Genomic DNA, 14,074 nt, shown 5'->3' with positions numbered 1-14,074 from the left:
CGACCGGTGCTTCATAGCTATTCGCCTACGGTCGGTGGGGTTTACACCGACTATGCGACGCCGTGATACCACCAGACGCCGTCGCGATCCTCCCTGGTCACGCGCCCCTCGACCTCGAGCCGCTTCAGATGCGCAAGCGCCTCGCCGGTCGCGAGCCCCTGATTATGCTCGCCGATCGGGCGGTTGAAGAGCAGCGGGAAGGTGTCGACCGCGCGCATCGGCGCCTCCGCCGCCGCCTCGGCGAGCTTGTAGAGGCGCATGCGATGCTCGTCGCGCAGCGCGGTCAGGCGGACGTGCAGCCCCTTGAACGGCTCGCCGTGCGCGGGGCAGGTGAGCACGTCGGCGGGGACGGTCGCGAGCAGCTTGTCGATCGACGCGAGCCATTCGCCCAGGGGATCGGCGTCGGGTTCGGTGATGTTCACCGACACGTTCGAGCTGATCCGCGGCAGCACCTGATCGCCCGAGACGAGCACGCCCTCGCGCTCGTTCCACAGGCAGGCATGTTCGGGGCTGTGCCCCGATCCCGTGACGACGCGCCATTTCTGCGCGCCCATGTCGAGCAGATCGCCGTCCTTGATCCGCACATAGCTGCGCGGCAGCGGAAAGATCATCGCGGCGAAGCGGCCCCAGCCTTCGCCGCGCTGGCGTTCGATCGCCTCTTCGCTCCAGCCGGCGGCGCGCGACTGGACGAGCACCTCTTCGGGCACCGTCTCGCTCGTGTCGCCGACGATCGTGCGCGCGGTGAGCATTTCGCCGCGCGTCATCCACAGCTTGACCCCGCGCTTCTTCGCGATCCAGCCGGCGAGCCCGATATGGTCGGGGTGGAGGTGGGTGCCGATCACGCGCGTGATGCGCGCATCCGACAGCGCGCCGGCATAGAGCGCCTTCCACGCATCCGAACAGAGCGTCAGGCAGATGCCGGTATCGACGACCGCGATCCCGTCATCATCGTCGAGCAGCCAGCTGTTGATATGGCCAAGCGAGCCCGGCATCGGAATGCGCGCCCAGCTGATCCCGTTCGCAATGCGGATCGTCTCGCCCGCGCCCGGCGCGGCCTCGCCCCACGGATAGGTGAGGCCCGCGTGGCTCGTCGCAGTGAAGCTGTCGTCCTGCGTCAGCGAGGCGTCGGGCGAGCCGGTGCCCGTCGGGATGCCGTCGTCGTCGCCGCGCCCCGCCATGCCGCGATCAATCCCGCTCTTCGTGGATTTCCTCGGCTTCGAGCGCTTCGGCGGCCGCGGCGCGTTCGGCGCGCAGTTCCTCGAGCAGCGCTTCGCGGTCGCCTTCGAGGCGGCTGTCCTCGGGCGCCTTGATCCCCGCCTTTTTCGCCGCCTTGGCGACGATCGCATCGAGTTCGCGCTGCGAGCAGAGGCCGAGCGTCACCGGATCCTTGGGGACGATGTTCGCGCTGTTCCAGTGGCTGCGGTCGCGGATCGCGCCGATCGTGTTGCGCGTCGTGCCGATCAGCTTGCCGATCGCGCCGTCGGACACTTCGGGATGGTTCTTCAGGATCCAGGCGATGCCGTCGGGCTTGTCCTGGCGCTTGCTGACCGGCGTGTAGCGCGGACCGCGGGTGCGGCGGATCGTGTCCTGCGCCTGCACGCTCATCTTGAGCTTGTAATTGGGGTCCTTCTGGCCCTTTTCGATCTCTTCGAGCGACAGCTCGTGCGCGCGGACCGGGTCGCGGCCGGTATATTTGGTCGCCGCGGTCTCGTCGGCGATCGCCTGCACCTCGAGGATGTGGATGCCGCAATAATCGGCGATCTGGGCGAAGGTGAGGCCTGTATTGTCAACCAGCCAGGCGGCGGTCGCGTGCGGCATCAGCGGGGTCGGATTGGCATTGGCCATGACTAGTCTCCACGGGCGGAAATAATAAGGGCCGCCCCTCGCGGGGCGGCCGGACATTGGCGGCGGCTTTATACCGGTTTGGCCAAAGCGGCAAGCCCTGCGGATTCGGCGGGTTCGGCGCCGACCCTATCGCAATCGCCGGAAAAAGTCGTGCGCGCTTACCCGCTCTTTGCCAGCGCATATTCCTGCGTGCCGCGCGTGATCACCGCGTCCTCGGGCAGGATGTCGGCGATCGGGATCGGCGGCAGCGCGGCGTTGGCGGCATAGAGCGGCGCGAAATCGGTGTTCACCGTCACGTCGAGCAACTGTTCGAGGCTGTCGATGACGAAATAATTCTGCTGGAAATCGTCGATCCGGTAATCGGTGCGCATCACGCGCGCCAAATCGAAGCCGATGCGGTTCGGGCTGTCCGAATCGAGCGCGAAGACGCTTTCGGCATAGGAAGAGACGATGCCCGCGCCATAGATGCGAAGGCCCCCGCCCTCACGGATCAGGCCGAATTCGACCGTATACCAATAGAGCCGCGCGAGCTGCTTCAGCGCGTCATATTTCAGGCTGCGCAGCCCGCCCTTGCCATAGGCGACCATATAGTCGGCGAACACCGGATCGGCGAGCATCGGAACATGGCCGAAGACGTCGTGGAAGACGTCGGGTTCCTTCAGATAATCGAGCTGCTGCGGCGTGCGGATGAAATTGCCCGCGGGAAAGCGCCGGTTCGCGAGATGGTCGAAGAAGACGTCGTCGGGGACGAGCCCAGGCACCGCGACGACTTGCCAGCCGGTCGCGTCCGTCAGCCGCGCGTTCAATTCGCGATAGTCGGGAATCCCCGGCTTTTCGAGCTTGAGCACGTCGATCCCGCGCAGGAAGGCGTCGGCGGCGCGGCCGGGCAGCATCGCCGACTGTCGCGCGAACAGCCGGTCCCACATCGCATGTTCGTCGGCGGTGAACGCCCCCCAATCCTGCGCAATCGTCCAGTCGGGCGCGGCGCCCGGCGGCGGGGTTTCGTGGACGTGGGTAAAGTCGCTCTCCATGGCGTCACTTCTATCACGAAATTGGTTTCAAGTGAAACTTTATTCTCCGATGGCCACCACCTGCGTCGCGAGCCGGTCGACCTCGGCGCGGTCGTGGCTGACATAGAGGATCGGCAGCGCGAGTTCGTCGCGGATGCGCTCGATCACGGCCATGATGCCGCCGCGCCGCGCCGCGTCGAGCGACGACAAGGGCTCGTCCATCAGCAATATCTCCGGCCCGCGCAGCAGCGCGCGGCCGATCGCGACGCGCTGCGCCTCGCCCCCCGACAGGCTGCGCGGCCAGCGGTCGAGCAGATGCACGATACCCAGGAAGGCGGCGGCTTCGTCGAGGCTCATCCAGCGCTCGGCGGGCGCGGCGAGATCGTGGCCATAGAGCAGGTTGGCGCGCACGCGGCGATGCGGAAAGAGCCGCCCGTCCTGAAACACATAACCGATGCGCCGCGCTTCGGGCGGCAGGTCGATGCCGGCGCCGAACAGCGTCCGCTCGCCGATGCGGATATGCCCGCGGTCGGGGCGGAGCAGCCCCGCGACCATGTTGAGCAGGCTCGTCTTCCCCGCCCCCGACGGGCCGAACAGCGCGGTCAGGCCGGGACCGGCGGTAAAGGCCGCGGCGATCGTGCGATCGCCGAGCCGTTTCGCGACGTCGATCTCAATCGCCATGCCGCACCCTTCCGGCGTGAGTGCGGCGCACGAGCCATTCGGAAAGGATCAGCGCCGCGAGCGACAGCGCGACCGAAAAGAGCGCGAGCCGCGTCGCCATCGCCTCGGCCCCCGGCACCTGCAACGCCGAATAGATGGCGAGCGGCAAGGTGCGCGTCTCGCCCGGGATGTTCGAGACGAAGGTGATCGTCGCGCCGAACTCACCGATCGAGCGCGCGAAGCCGAGCACCAGCGCCGCGAGCACGCCGGGCAGCGCGAGCGGCAGGCTGATCGTCCGAAAGGCGTGCCAGCGCCCGGCACCGAGCGTGCGCGCCGCGCCCTCGTAGCGCCGGTCGATCCCCTCGATCGACAGCCGCATCGCGCGCACCATCAGCGGCAGCGCCATGATCGCCGCAGCGAGCGCCGCGCCGGTCCAGCGGAACATCACGCTGACCCCGAACCAGCTTTCGAGCCAGCGGCCGGCGGGGCCGAGCGGACCGAAGGCGATGAGCAGGAGCCAGCCGGTGACGACCGGCGGCAGCACGAGCGGCAAATGGACGAGGCCATCGACCAGCAGCCGCCCGGGAAAGCGATAGCGCGCGAGAATCCACGCCAGCGCAAAGGCGATCGGCAGCATCGCGAGCACCGCGGCCCCGCCGACCTTCAGCGACAGGACGACGATCCCCCATTCTTCCGCCGACAGCATCAGGGCGCGATCATTTTCTGGCTGTCGGTTTGCATCCACATGCCTTCAGGGCGCCGAAAAGCCATAGCGCGCAAAGATTGCGCGGCCCGCCTTCGATACGAGGAAGGCGCGAAAAGCCGCCGCGTCGGGATGGCGCGAGGTTTTCAGCTGCGCCACCGGATAGCGGATCGGCGGATGGCTCGATGCCGGAAAGACGCCGACCACCCTCACCCGCTTCGATGCCTTCGCGTCGGTCGCATAGACGATGCCGAGCGGCGCCGCGCCGCGCTCGACGAGCGCCATCGCGGCGCGGACATTTTCAGCGGGCGCGAGCTTGCCCGCGACGCCGTTCCACACGCCGAGCGCGGTCAGCGCCGCCTTCGCATATTTGCCCGCGGGCACCGCGTCGGGATTCGCCACCGCGAGCCGTCCGCCGCCGAGCGCGTGCGCGAGCGGAAAGCCGCGCGCCGGGGCGAGCCTTAGCGTGCCCGACGCCGGGCCGATCAGCACCAGCCGGTTGCCGAGCAGCGTCGTGCGCGTGCCCGCCTCGATCCGCCCCGCCTTCTCGGCCGCATCCATCCACGGCTCGTCGGCCGACAGGAAGAGATCGGCGGGTGCGCCGGCGATGATCTGCCGCGCGAGCGCCGACGATCCGGCGAAGGAGAGCACGGGGCGCGGATGGCCTTTCGCCGCCCAGGCATCGGCGGCGGCGGTGAGCGATTCCTGAAGGCTCGCCGCCGCGAGGACGAGCGGGCCGCGCTCGGCGGCGGCCGCGGCGGGCGCGAGCAGGATGGCGGCGAGGAAGAGCATGAACCGGCGGCGAAGAAGGGCGGGCATGTCCCGGCTATAGCCGCCTCACCCCGCAGGCGAAAGCGGCGCCTTGAGCGCGATGCGGCCATAGCCCGGCTCGACGAGGCCCCGCGCGGCGAGTTCGCGCAGCGCCGCGCCGAGCGTCACGCGCGACACGCCGAGCAGGTCGGCGAGTTGCTGCTGCGTCGCGCGGACGCTTGCACCGTCTGGTCCGTCGGCGGCCATCGCGCGCAGCAGCCGCAGCAGCCGTTCGACGACCGGCAGCCGCCGCTCGGCGTCGATGATGTCGAGCGAGACGGCGAGCTGGCGGCCCAGGCTGCGCAACAGCAGCTCGGCCCAGCCGACATCCTCCTGCATCAGCCGGCGCAGCAGCGGCCGGTCGATGGCGACGAGCCGCGCCGGCCCGCTCGCCACCGCGTCGGCCTGCCGCGGGATGCCGGTGAAGAAGGCGAGCTCGCCGAACATGTCGCCGGGGCCGATGACCCCGAAAGCCGTGAAGCCGCCATCCTCCGCATAGCGCCCGACGAGCACATGTCCTTCCATCACCGCCCAGAAGGCATCGCCGGGGTCGCCCTGATGCTGGACGAACTGCCCGTCGGCGAAGCTGCGCGCGGGTGCCAGCCCGAGCAGGCGCGCGCGCTCGTCGGCGGACAGCCGCGTGCGCTCGGCAAGGGTCAATTGATAACTTCTTTGCATTCCTGTCCGCCCTCTTGTGACAACTGCCGGCAAAAGACAAGTGGCGCGCATCGCAGCGGGAGATACGGGATGCATCTGACTTCGGCCCAATCGAGCCTGATTGTCGCGGGAATCTACCTGGTCTTTTGCCTGATCGAGATCCTTCGCACGCAATTTTTCGCCAAGCCCGAACAGTCGCGCCACGACGCGATCGTCGAGATCGTCAGCATGTTCGCGTTGTTGGCGGTGACGCAGCCCGCGATCCTGCTCGCGGTCGGTGCGCTGGGCCACGCCTTCTTCCCCGCCTGGGAAGGCGCGCTGGTCGATACCCCCTGGTATGCCGCGCTCGCGCTGTTCCTCGTCTGCGAGGATATGGCGCAATATTGGTGGCACCGCGCGTCGCACAGCACGCCATGGCTCTACAACCTGCACCGCGCGCACCATAATGCGCGCTATATGAGCGTGCGGCTCGTCTATCGGAACAACATCATCTATTATGCGATGATGCCGAACCTCTGGACTGCCGGGGTGCTCGTCTATCTGGGGCTCGGCTGGTTCTACGCCTTTTACCTGATCGTGAAGATGGCGGTGATCATCGGCGCGCACAGTGATGTCGCGTGGGACGCGCCGCTCTATCGGATCAAGGCGCTCGCGCCGGTGATGTGGGTGGTCGAACGCACGATCAGCACCCCCGCGACGCACCATGCGCACCACGGCCGCCACGCGAGCGACCCCGCCGTGAACTACAAGGGCAATTACGGGAATCTGCTCTTCTTCTGGGACGTGCTGTTCGGGACCGCCAAGATCACGCGGCGCTTCCCCGAAAGCTACGGCGTCGAGGATCTGCCGCCCGCGACGCTGGGCCAGCAACTGCTGTGGCCGATCTTTCCCGAGAATAAGGATGTGAATGCGGTGATCCCCGGCGCCGCGCCGGTCGCGTCCGCATCACAGCGGGCGGCGGCCGAACCGGCGTAGCTTCGAGTATAAGGGCGTGTGTCCCCGCAGAGCCGAAGGCGGCGCGGGAGCACACAGCATTTCTTCTAGGGTCCAGACCCATTATTTACGGGTCCGAGGTTTGAAGCGATTTTGTTCAGTGCGAGGAGGCAAGGCGCCGGAATATGTCGATATTTCAAGGCTTGCCGACGAAGCAATGGACAAAATCGGTCAAATCCCGAAGGGACGCCGAAATGGCTTCGATCTCGGGCCCACGCGGCCTTGCGGGTAGCGATGCTACCCGCTGCACCCGCCCGAACCCGATATCTTCGCCATTTCGACGCCTCGGACCCGTAAATAATGGGTCTGGACCCTAGAACCGCGCGCGAAGGCCGGCAGCGACCGCGCGGCGTTCGACCGGGTAATAGATTGCCGAAGCATCGGTCGCGGCGATCACCGCGCCGATGTCGCCGATCGCCTTCTTGCCGGTCAGGTTGCGCACGTCGAGGAAAGCGTCGATGCCGCGGGTCACGCGCGCACCGGCGGTGAAGCCGAGCAGCGCGTAGCCCGGCGTGCGCACGGTGTTGCTGTAGTCGGCATAGGGTCCCTGCGGCACCCATTCGAGGTTCGGCGCGATATGCAGCGCATCGGTGCCGAGGCGCAGTTCGGCGCGGTAGACGTGGCGGGGCACCACCGGCAGGCGGTTGTCGCCAAACTCGACGTCGCCCCGGAAGCGGAAATTGCTGTAGCTATAGACCTGCCGCAGCCGCAACCAGTCGACCGGCGCGAATTCGACCGCGGCCTCGATCCCCTCGTGCCGCGTCTTGCCCGCGTTGAAGGTCGAGGCGGGAATGTCGGCGCTTACCGTATATTGCAAGAGCTCGTCCTTCACATCGGCGCGATAGAGCGAGAGGTCCCAGCTTACGACACCCGCCTGCCCGCGCGTTCCGATCTCGGCCGTCCACGCGGTCTGCGCATCGAGCGGGACGAAGGTCGACACCTGCGCCAGCTCGATGAAGCCGGGGAATTCGGCCGAGCGGCTGTAATTGCCATAGACTTGCACCCCCGCCACGGGCTCGAACAACAGCCCGAATTTCGGCGAGAAACTGTCGAAATCAGCGCGGCCGCGGTTGTCCACCGTGCCGCCTGCAAAGCTGTTGAACGTCTCGTGCTGCTCGCGCATCCCGTCGGCGTAGATGCCGCCTGCGATCAGCGAGAGCGTCTCGACCGGCTTGAAGCGGAGCTCGCCATAGAGCGTCGCGGTGCGCGCATCCTGCTTCGCATCGAAGGTCCTGGCGCCGCGCTTTCCGGCATTGTTGACGAAACGCTTCGAATTGACGTCGCCGACGCGCAGCTCGCCGCCCAGCGTCGCTTCGACCGGTCCGCCTGCATAGTCGAGGCGGACATAGCCGCCGCGGTCGACGCTCTTTTGATCGACGACCTGAAAGATCGGGTGATAGAGCGACTTGGCGTTCAGAAAGACCCCGACGTCGAGCTTCGCCCGCCCGAAATCGAAGCTGGTGCGGTTCTGGAGCCGCAGCGATTCGATGTCGCGCGCCTGATCGCCCGCGACGCTGCCCGCATTAGCCTGACGCGGCGTGGTCAACGCCTCGTCATAGGTCAGCGCACCGGGAAGCTGCTGATCGATATTATTGTAGCTCGCATAGAGGCGCGTCGTGATCCTGTCGGCCAGTTTCATGCCGACATTGCCGTGAAAGCGCAGGCTGTGGCGCCGGGCGTGGTCGCGGTCGCCGTCCGACGTGTCGGCGCTGACGGCGCCCCACGCATCGACGCGATCGCTCGCGACGCCCGCCGACACGAGGCCGCGAACACTGTCGAAGCTGCCGGCGTCGCCGCGCAGATAGACGCCCCCGGCGGTGCGTCCGGTCGGCGTCACGCCATTGATCGCGCCGCCGAGCGTCCCCGAGCCGAAGCGCAGCGCATTGGCGCCGCGATAGACTTCGAGATGGTCGAAGAAGATCGGTTCGAGTTCCTGAAAATCGCCATTGTCGTCGGCGAGGTTGATCGGCACCCCGTCCTGGAGCAGCGTGATCCCGCGCATATGATAGCCGCGCGAGAGGCCCGAGCCGCGGATCGCGATGCGCACCTCCTGCCCGAAGCGCGGCTGGAGATAGACGCCGGGCGAGAAGGCGAGCGTGTCGCGCAGCGAGACGATCGACTTGTCAGCATAGTCTTCATGGGCGACGACGTCGGTGCCGCCGGGGGTCTTGTCGGCACGCGCTTCGGCGGCGTCGGTTTCGCCGGGCGCGGTGACGATGATCGTGCGGTCGGCGTCTGCGGCATCGGCCGCCGCGGGCATGGCAAGGGCGAGCGCCAGCAGGGGCGCCGCGCGGGTCACTTCGGTTTTCATATTTAATCCTTCGCATGGAATACAGGTGCGGACCGGCGCACGCGGGACTGCGTGGCCGGCCGGTCAGGCTGGATTCAGGCGAAGGCGGGCGGTCCGGTGCTCGGCGGCAGCGGCGACGCGGCGCCCGGCGCGAAGCCGAACAGCAGGGTCGGGGTCGGCGCGGGCGCGACGAGCGCGAGCGCCTCGGGAAGCACCGGCGTGTCGGGGACGATCGGTGCAACGCCAAGCGCGCCCCACGGGCAATGCTGATTTTTCGACGCTTGGTGGTCGCCGCTCTTTTCGAGCGGGATGGTCAAGGTGGCGCCGGGGTTCGCCGGGTCCGAACAGACGCGCACGGTGATCGACCCGCTCGCATCGCTCTCGATCATCCAGCCCGGCGCGACGAAGGTGCGCGCGGCGAGCGCCAGCAGCACGGGAAGCAGCAGCAGGATGCCGGGACGGCGCAAGGCGGCGAGGATGCCCACGGAAGCGCCCTTATGGCGCACGCTACCGCCTGACAAGCGGACAAATCGTCCCATTCAGAGCAATCGTATAAGGCTTTGCTCCTTCCCAGCCCTTCGTCATGCTGAACTTGTTTCAGCATCCATGGCCCATCCTTTGAACAAGCGCCGCGAAGCTAGAAAGGGCAGACCATGGACCCTGAAACAAGTTGGCGAATAATCCCTTCGCATCCCTATTCCGGATTTCGTCATTGCGAGCGAAGCGAAGCAATCCAGAGTGTGCGTAAACCGCTCTGGATTGCTTCGCTTCGCTCGCAATGACGGGGCATATGGATGCAATAGGGATAATCGTCAGACAAGTTCAGGGTGACGAGACAGGGGGTGCGGTGAGATCCTATGCGATTGCCCTGGCGCCCTATTCGGCCGGCGCCCCGTCGGTCTTCTTTCCCGTGCGCGTCCACGGATAGAGGAATTGGCCGGCATAGTTTTTCGGAACATCTTCGGGGATGCCGTAATTTTCGGGCCAGCGATCCTTGGGCAGATGAAAGGTGCCGAACAGCTTGTCGAGGAAGGGGAAGTGGATCGCGAAATTGACGTCGAACGCCTCGCGTTCGAGCCCGTGGTGCCAATGGTGGAAGCGCGGGGTCGCGAGCCAGTGGCCGAGCCGGTTGAAATTGCCCCCGACATTGGCGTGAAGCAGCGACGACCAGACATAGACGAAGCCGATATAGGCCTGCATCACCGACGGGCTGAACCCGAGCGTGAACAGCGGTAGCGAGGTGATCGAGCGCAGGAGGATGATTTCGACAAAATGCATCCGCGACCCCGCGAGCCAGTCCATCGACTTCGCGCTGTGGTGAATCGCATGGAACCCCCACAGGAAGGGGAAGCGGTGGAAGCTGCGGTGGAACCAATATTGCACGAAATCCGACGCGACGAGCACGATCGCGAACTGCACGACCCACGGCAGCGACGCGACCCCGGCGCGGAACGCCGCCCAGCTACTCGTATGGTCGTTGACGAACGCCTGCGGCGCGAGCGCGAGGAAGCCCAGTATCTGCACGAACATCGTGCTGACGAGATAGTAGAAGAGATCCTCGCGCCATTCGGTGCGGAAGAGCCGCTGCGCGCGGCGATGCGGAAAAGCGCGTTCCAATGGCGCGAACATGAAGCCGGTGACGAGCAGGTTCACGACGAAGAAGTCGAGCCCGAAGAAAATCCCCCAGTCGCGCGTCTCGGCGGGCTGGACGTTCGCCCCGCCCATCAGCGCGGCGGCGAGACCGATCATCAGCGCGGTGAGCCCGAGTATCTTGCGCGGACGCAGCAGCAGGCTGAGCAGCGACAGGCCGTAACTCGCGAGCAGGACGAGATGCACCGCGCCGCGAAAGCCGGTCCAGCCCTTGACCACTTCGAGCTCGGGGGTCGCGAACCAGTCGGGAAAGCGCAGCGCGACGACCATGAAGAAACCGCTGATCGCGAACAGCAGCGCGAAGAAGCCCGACAGCCACCCGCTCCCGAACCGCCGCACCTCGGTGGGCGATTCGAGGTCGCGCATCAGATTTTGCAGATAGTCGCGTTTCGCCATTTGCGCCGTCCCTCACCATCGTCATGCCGGACTTGATCCGGCATCCATTTCCGCCCCCCGCGCCGTGGACCCCGGATCAAGTCCGGGGTGACGAGCTAAAATCTATCCCGCCGCCTCGACGATCTTCGCCCACTCCGCTTCGTCGATCACGCGGATGCCGAGCGCGCTCGCCTGTTTGAGCTTCGACCCCGCGCCCGGCCCCGCGACGACGAGATCGGTCTTCGCGCTCACCGATCCCGCGGCCTTCGCGCCCAGCCGTTCGGCCTGCGCCTTCGCCTCGTCGCGGCTCATCGTCTCGAGCTTGCCGGTGAAGACGACGGTCTTGCCCGAGACCTCGCTCTCCTGCGTCTCGACGACATAGAGCGGCGGCGACACTTCGCCGAACAGATCGTCCCACAGCGCACGGTTGTGCGGTTCGTGGAAAAAGTCGCTCAGCGCCTCGGCGACCGCGGGGCCGATGCCGTCGGCGCGCACCTCGAGGATCGCCTTGATCGCGTCGAGCTTGCGGCTCGCATATTTGCCGTCGGACTCGCCTTCCTCGCGCGGATTGGCGTCGCCCCAGGCGCGCAATTCGGCCGCCTTGCCGGGCAGGCGCCTTATATCGCCCAATCCCTTGAGCAGATCGCGCGCCGTCACCGCGCCGATGTGCCGGATGCCGAGGCCGAAGAGCAGCCGCGCCGCATCGGGTTCGCGCTTCGCCTCGATCGCGGCAAGCAGATTGTCGACCGATTTCTCCTTCCACCCCTCGCGCCCGAGCAATTCGTCGCGGTGCGCCTTCAGCCGGAAAATGTCCGCCGGCCCCTTGTCGAGCCAGCCGAGCGCCAGAAATTCCTCGATGCTCTTTTCGCCCAGCCCTTCGATGTCGAGCGCGCCGCGGCTGACGAAATGGCGCAGCCGCTCGAATTTCTGCGCCGCGCAAATGAGGCCGCCGGTGCAGCGCACATCGACCTCGCCCTCTTCGGCAACCGCCTCGCTGCCGCACACCGGGCAATGATCGGGAAAGACATAGGGATCGCGCTTTTCGTCGCGGGTGAGGTTTTCGACGACCTGCGGGATCACGTCGCCCGCGCGCTGGACGACGATGCGGTCGCCCGGCCGCACGCCGAGCCGTTCGATCTCGTCGCGATTGTGGAGCGTGACGTTCGACACGACGACGCCGCCGACGGTGACGGGGGTGAGCCGCCCGACGGGGGTCAGCTTGCCGGTGCGCCCGACCTGGATGTCGATGGCTTCGAGCGTCGTCTGCGCACGTTCGGCGGGGAATTTATGCGCGATGGCCCAGCGCGGCGCCTTGGCGACGAAGCCCAGCCGTTGCTGCCAGTCGAGCCGGTCGACCTTATAGACGACGCCGTCGATGTCATAGGGCATGTCGGCGCGTTCGGCCTCGATCGTGCGATAATGGTCGAGCACGCCCGCGGCATCGTCCAAGCGCTTCAGCAACGGCGACACCGGCACGCCCCAGCTTTCGATGCGCTTCATCATCGCGAACTGCGTCGCCTCCGGCACGTCGCTGACCTCGCCCCAGCCGTGCGCAAGGAAGCGCAGCGGGCGCGACGCGGTGACGCTCGCGTCCTTCTGGCGCAGCGAGCCCGCCGCGGCGTTGCGCGGATTGGCGAACTGGCGCGCCTTTTCGGGGTCGTCGGCCTCGGCGAGCAGGCGGGCATTGAGCGCGGCGAAATCGGCCTTGGCCATATAGACCTCGCCGCGGATCTCGAAGACGTCGGGGATGTCATGAAGCCCCTCCCGCGTGCGGGAGGGGTTTGGGGAGGGCATGTCGCGCGCCGCTTCTGACGAAACAGACCCTCCCCCGACCCCTCCCGCACGCGGGAGGGGAGAAAGTTTCTGCGGAATGTCGGTGATCGTGCGCACATTGGCGGTGACGTCCTCCCCCACCGTGCCGTCGCCGCGCGTCGCCGCCTGAACGAGCTCGCCCTTTTCATAGCGCAGCGAGCAGGAGAGGCCGTCGATCTTGTCCTCGGCGGTCAGCGCGACCGCCTCGCCCTCGCCCAGTGCCAGGAAACGCCGCACGCGCGCCACGAATTCCTCGACATCCTCGGCTGCGAAGGCGTTGTCGAGGCTCATCATCCGCACCGCATGGGTGACCTTGGCGAGCGGCGACGCCTCGACCGCGGCGCCGATCAGCCGGTTCGGGCTGTCGGCGCGGATCAGATGCGGAAAAGCCTCCTCGATCGCATTGTTGCGGCGGACGAGCGCGTCATAGTCGGCGTCCGAAATCTCCGGGCTATCCTCGGCATGATAGAGTTTGTTGTGGTGCGCGATCTGTTTGGCAAGCCGCATCAGCTCGTTCGCGGCTTCGGCCTCGGTCAGCGATTCGATATCGGTCATGCCCCGGCTTTTGCCACCGACGCGAACTCGGCGCGAGTATCCAATCGCGCGATCACCAGCACATGCACCTGTCGCCGGATGCGGAAGCCGAGCGTTTCATAGAGCGCGATCGCGCCGGCGTTGTCGGCATAGCTGTGCAGGAAGGGCGTCTCGCCGCGCGCCGCCATCGCGCGCATGACATGGCCGATCAGTGCCCGCGCGAGCCCGCGCCCGCGGCAGTCGGCCCAGGTCGCGACCCCGCTGACCTCGGCCATGCCGGGCATCAGCATCCGCTGCCCCGCCATCGCGAGCAGCCGCCCGTCTTCGCGCACGCCGAAAAAGGGGCCATAGCGATGCGTCGCCGGCCCCCACGGCCCCGGCTTCGCATGTGTCGCAAGCGCCGCCATGTCGGGCGCGTCGGCATCGGAAAGCGGCACCATCGCGGGCGCGCCGGCGCGCAGGGCGGGCGGCGGCCCTTCGGCGACCATCTGCGCGAGCACCGCGCGCTTCACCTCGCGCGTGCCCGGCGGCAGCGGCCATGGCTCGCCCTCGACGATCCACAGTTCACCGTCATCGGGGACCAGCGCCGCGAGCGCCGCCTGCGCCGCGGCGCCCCTATCGGCGGCGGCGCCGAATGGCCCATAGCCGCGATCAATCCGCACCGCCCGTGCGTCGCCCGTCGCGAGATGCGCCTGGCGTCCGGTGAGCATCGACCAGACGGGGCGGTCGAGGGGG

The 14,074-nt window shown here is 67.2% G+C and carries 13 protein-coding genes; 1 reads left to right on the top strand and 12 read right to left on the bottom strand.

The annotated features are described in order from the left end of the window. Positions 1–50: 50 nt before the first annotated feature. From KNJ79_RS03610 to KNJ79_RS03580, 7 genes are all read right to left on the bottom strand, one after another. On the bottom strand, positions 51–1,178 hold the full coding sequence (locus tag KNJ79_RS03610; RefSeq protein ID WP_317152825.1) for an MBL fold metallo-hydrolase: 1,128 nt from the start codon (positions 1,176–1,178) through the stop codon (positions 51–53). Between the two features lie 7 nt (positions 1,179–1,185). After that, the gene (locus KNJ79_RS03605; protein WP_245836592.1) at positions 1,186–1,845 is read right to left on the bottom strand and encodes a DUF1013 domain-containing protein; all 660 of its coding nucleotides are present in this window, start codon (positions 1,843–1,845) and stop codon (positions 1,186–1,188) included. 158 nt (positions 1,846–2,003) lie between these two features. Continuing rightward, positions 2,004–2,876 (bottom strand): phenylalanine 4-monooxygenase, encoded by an 873-nt coding sequence (phhA, locus tag KNJ79_RS03600; protein ID WP_317152824.1) that lies wholly within the window; start codon positions 2,874–2,876, stop codon positions 2,004–2,006. Between the two features lie 39 nt (positions 2,877–2,915). Next, positions 2,916–3,536 (bottom strand): molybdenum ABC transporter ATP-binding protein, encoded by a 621-nt coding sequence (locus KNJ79_RS03595; protein WP_317152823.1) that lies wholly within the window; start codon positions 3,534–3,536, stop codon positions 2,916–2,918. Continuing rightward, complete coding sequence (gene modB / locus KNJ79_RS03590; RefSeq protein WP_317152822.1) at positions 3,526–4,221, bottom strand: molybdate ABC transporter permease subunit; 696 nt, start codon at positions 4,219–4,221, stop codon at positions 3,526–3,528. Before modB ends, KNJ79_RS03595 begins: the two co-directional genes overlap by 11 nt. 45 nt (positions 4,222–4,266) lie before the next feature. Next, complete coding sequence (modA, locus tag KNJ79_RS03585; protein ID WP_317152821.1) at positions 4,267–5,037, bottom strand: molybdate ABC transporter substrate-binding protein; 771 nt, start codon at positions 5,035–5,037, stop codon at positions 4,267–4,269. 18 nt (positions 5,038–5,055) lie between these two features. Next, positions 5,056–5,688 carry a Crp/Fnr family transcriptional regulator gene (locus tag KNJ79_RS03580; RefSeq protein WP_317152820.1) on the bottom strand — a complete coding sequence of 211 codons (633 nt, stop codon included), beginning with the start codon at positions 5,686–5,688 and terminating at the stop codon, positions 5,056–5,058. Positions 5,689–5,775: 87 nt separating this feature from the next. Here KNJ79_RS03580 and KNJ79_RS03575 point away from each other — a divergent pair, with 87 nt between their 5' ends. Further along, positions 5,776–6,660, top strand: a complete 885-nt coding sequence (locus tag KNJ79_RS03575; protein WP_089215256.1) for a sterol desaturase family protein — start codon at positions 5,776–5,778, stop codon at positions 6,658–6,660. A gap of 331 nt (positions 6,661–6,991) precedes the next feature. On the opposite strand, the gene KNJ79_RS03570 is transcribed toward KNJ79_RS03575, so the two are convergent. From KNJ79_RS03570 to KNJ79_RS03550, 5 genes are all read right to left on the bottom strand, one after another. After that, complete coding sequence (locus tag KNJ79_RS03570; RefSeq protein ID WP_317152819.1) at positions 6,992–8,989, bottom strand: TonB-dependent receptor family protein; 1,998 nt, start codon at positions 8,987–8,989, stop codon at positions 6,992–6,994. A gap of 74 nt (positions 8,990–9,063) precedes the next feature. Further along, complete coding sequence (locus tag KNJ79_RS03565; RefSeq protein ID WP_317152818.1) at positions 9,064–9,453, bottom strand: hypothetical protein; 390 nt, start codon at positions 9,451–9,453, stop codon at positions 9,064–9,066. Positions 9,454–9,844: 391 nt separating this feature from the next. Further along, complete coding sequence (locus KNJ79_RS03560; protein WP_317152817.1) at positions 9,845–11,014, bottom strand: sterol desaturase family protein; 1,170 nt, start codon at positions 11,012–11,014, stop codon at positions 9,845–9,847. A gap of 102 nt (positions 11,015–11,116) precedes the next feature. Then, a complete protein-coding gene (ligA, locus tag KNJ79_RS03555; RefSeq protein ID WP_317152816.1) occupies positions 11,117–13,360 on the bottom strand; it encodes an NAD-dependent DNA ligase LigA in 2,244 nt (747 codons plus the stop codon). Continuing rightward, positions 13,357–14,049 carry a GNAT family N-acetyltransferase gene (locus tag KNJ79_RS03550; protein WP_317153853.1) on the bottom strand — a complete coding sequence of 231 codons (693 nt, stop codon included), beginning with the start codon at positions 14,047–14,049 and terminating at the stop codon, positions 13,357–13,359. Before KNJ79_RS03550 ends, ligA begins: the two co-directional genes overlap by 4 nt. Positions 14,050–14,074: the final 25 nt, after the last annotated feature.

Source organism: Sphingopyxis indica, from assembly GCF_032879645.1.
GTDB lineage: Bacteria > Pseudomonadota > Alphaproteobacteria > Sphingomonadales > Sphingomonadaceae > Sphingopyxis > Sphingopyxis indica.
This window is presented reverse-complemented; position numbering and strand designations above follow the sequence as displayed.

Bases quoted from the DNA above. Each gene is read 5' to 3' on its own strand.
- KNJ79_RS03610 (WP_317152825.1), bottom strand. From the start codon at position 1,178: ATGGCGGGGCGCGGCGACGACGACGGCATCCCGACGGGCACCGGCTCG.
- KNJ79_RS03605 (WP_245836592.1), bottom strand. From the start codon at position 1,845: ATGGCCAATGCCAATCCGACCCCGCTGATGCCGCACGCGACCGCCGCC.
- phhA (WP_317152824.1), bottom strand. From the start codon at position 2,876: ATGGAGAGCGACTTTACCCACGTCCACGAAACCCCGCCGCCGGGCGCC.
- KNJ79_RS03595 (WP_317152823.1), bottom strand. From the start codon at position 3,536: ATGGCGATTGAGATCGACGTCGCGAAACGGCTCGGCGATCGCACGATC.
- modB (WP_317152822.1), bottom strand. From the start codon at position 4,221: ATGCTGTCGGCGGAAGAATGGGGGATCGTCGTCCTGTCGCTGAAGGTC.
- modA (WP_317152821.1), bottom strand. From the start codon at position 5,037: ATGCCCGCCCTTCTTCGCCGCCGGTTCATGCTCTTCCTCGCCGCCATC.
- KNJ79_RS03575 (WP_089215256.1), top strand. From the start codon at position 5,776: ATGCATCTGACTTCGGCCCAATCGAGCCTGATTGTCGCGGGAATCTAC.
- KNJ79_RS03570 (WP_317152819.1), bottom strand. From the start codon at position 8,989: ATGAAAACCGAAGTGACCCGCGCGGCGCCCCTGCTGGCGCTCGCCCTT.
- KNJ79_RS03560 (WP_317152817.1), bottom strand. From the start codon at position 11,014: ATGGCGAAACGCGACTATCTGCAAAATCTGATGCGCGACCTCGAATCG.
- ligA (WP_317152816.1), bottom strand. From the start codon at position 13,360: ATGACCGATATCGAATCGCTGACCGAGGCCGAAGCCGCGAACGAGCTG.
- KNJ79_RS03550 (WP_317153853.1), bottom strand. From the start codon at position 14,049: ATGCTCACCGGACGCCAGGCGCATCTCGCGACGGGCGACGCACGGGCG.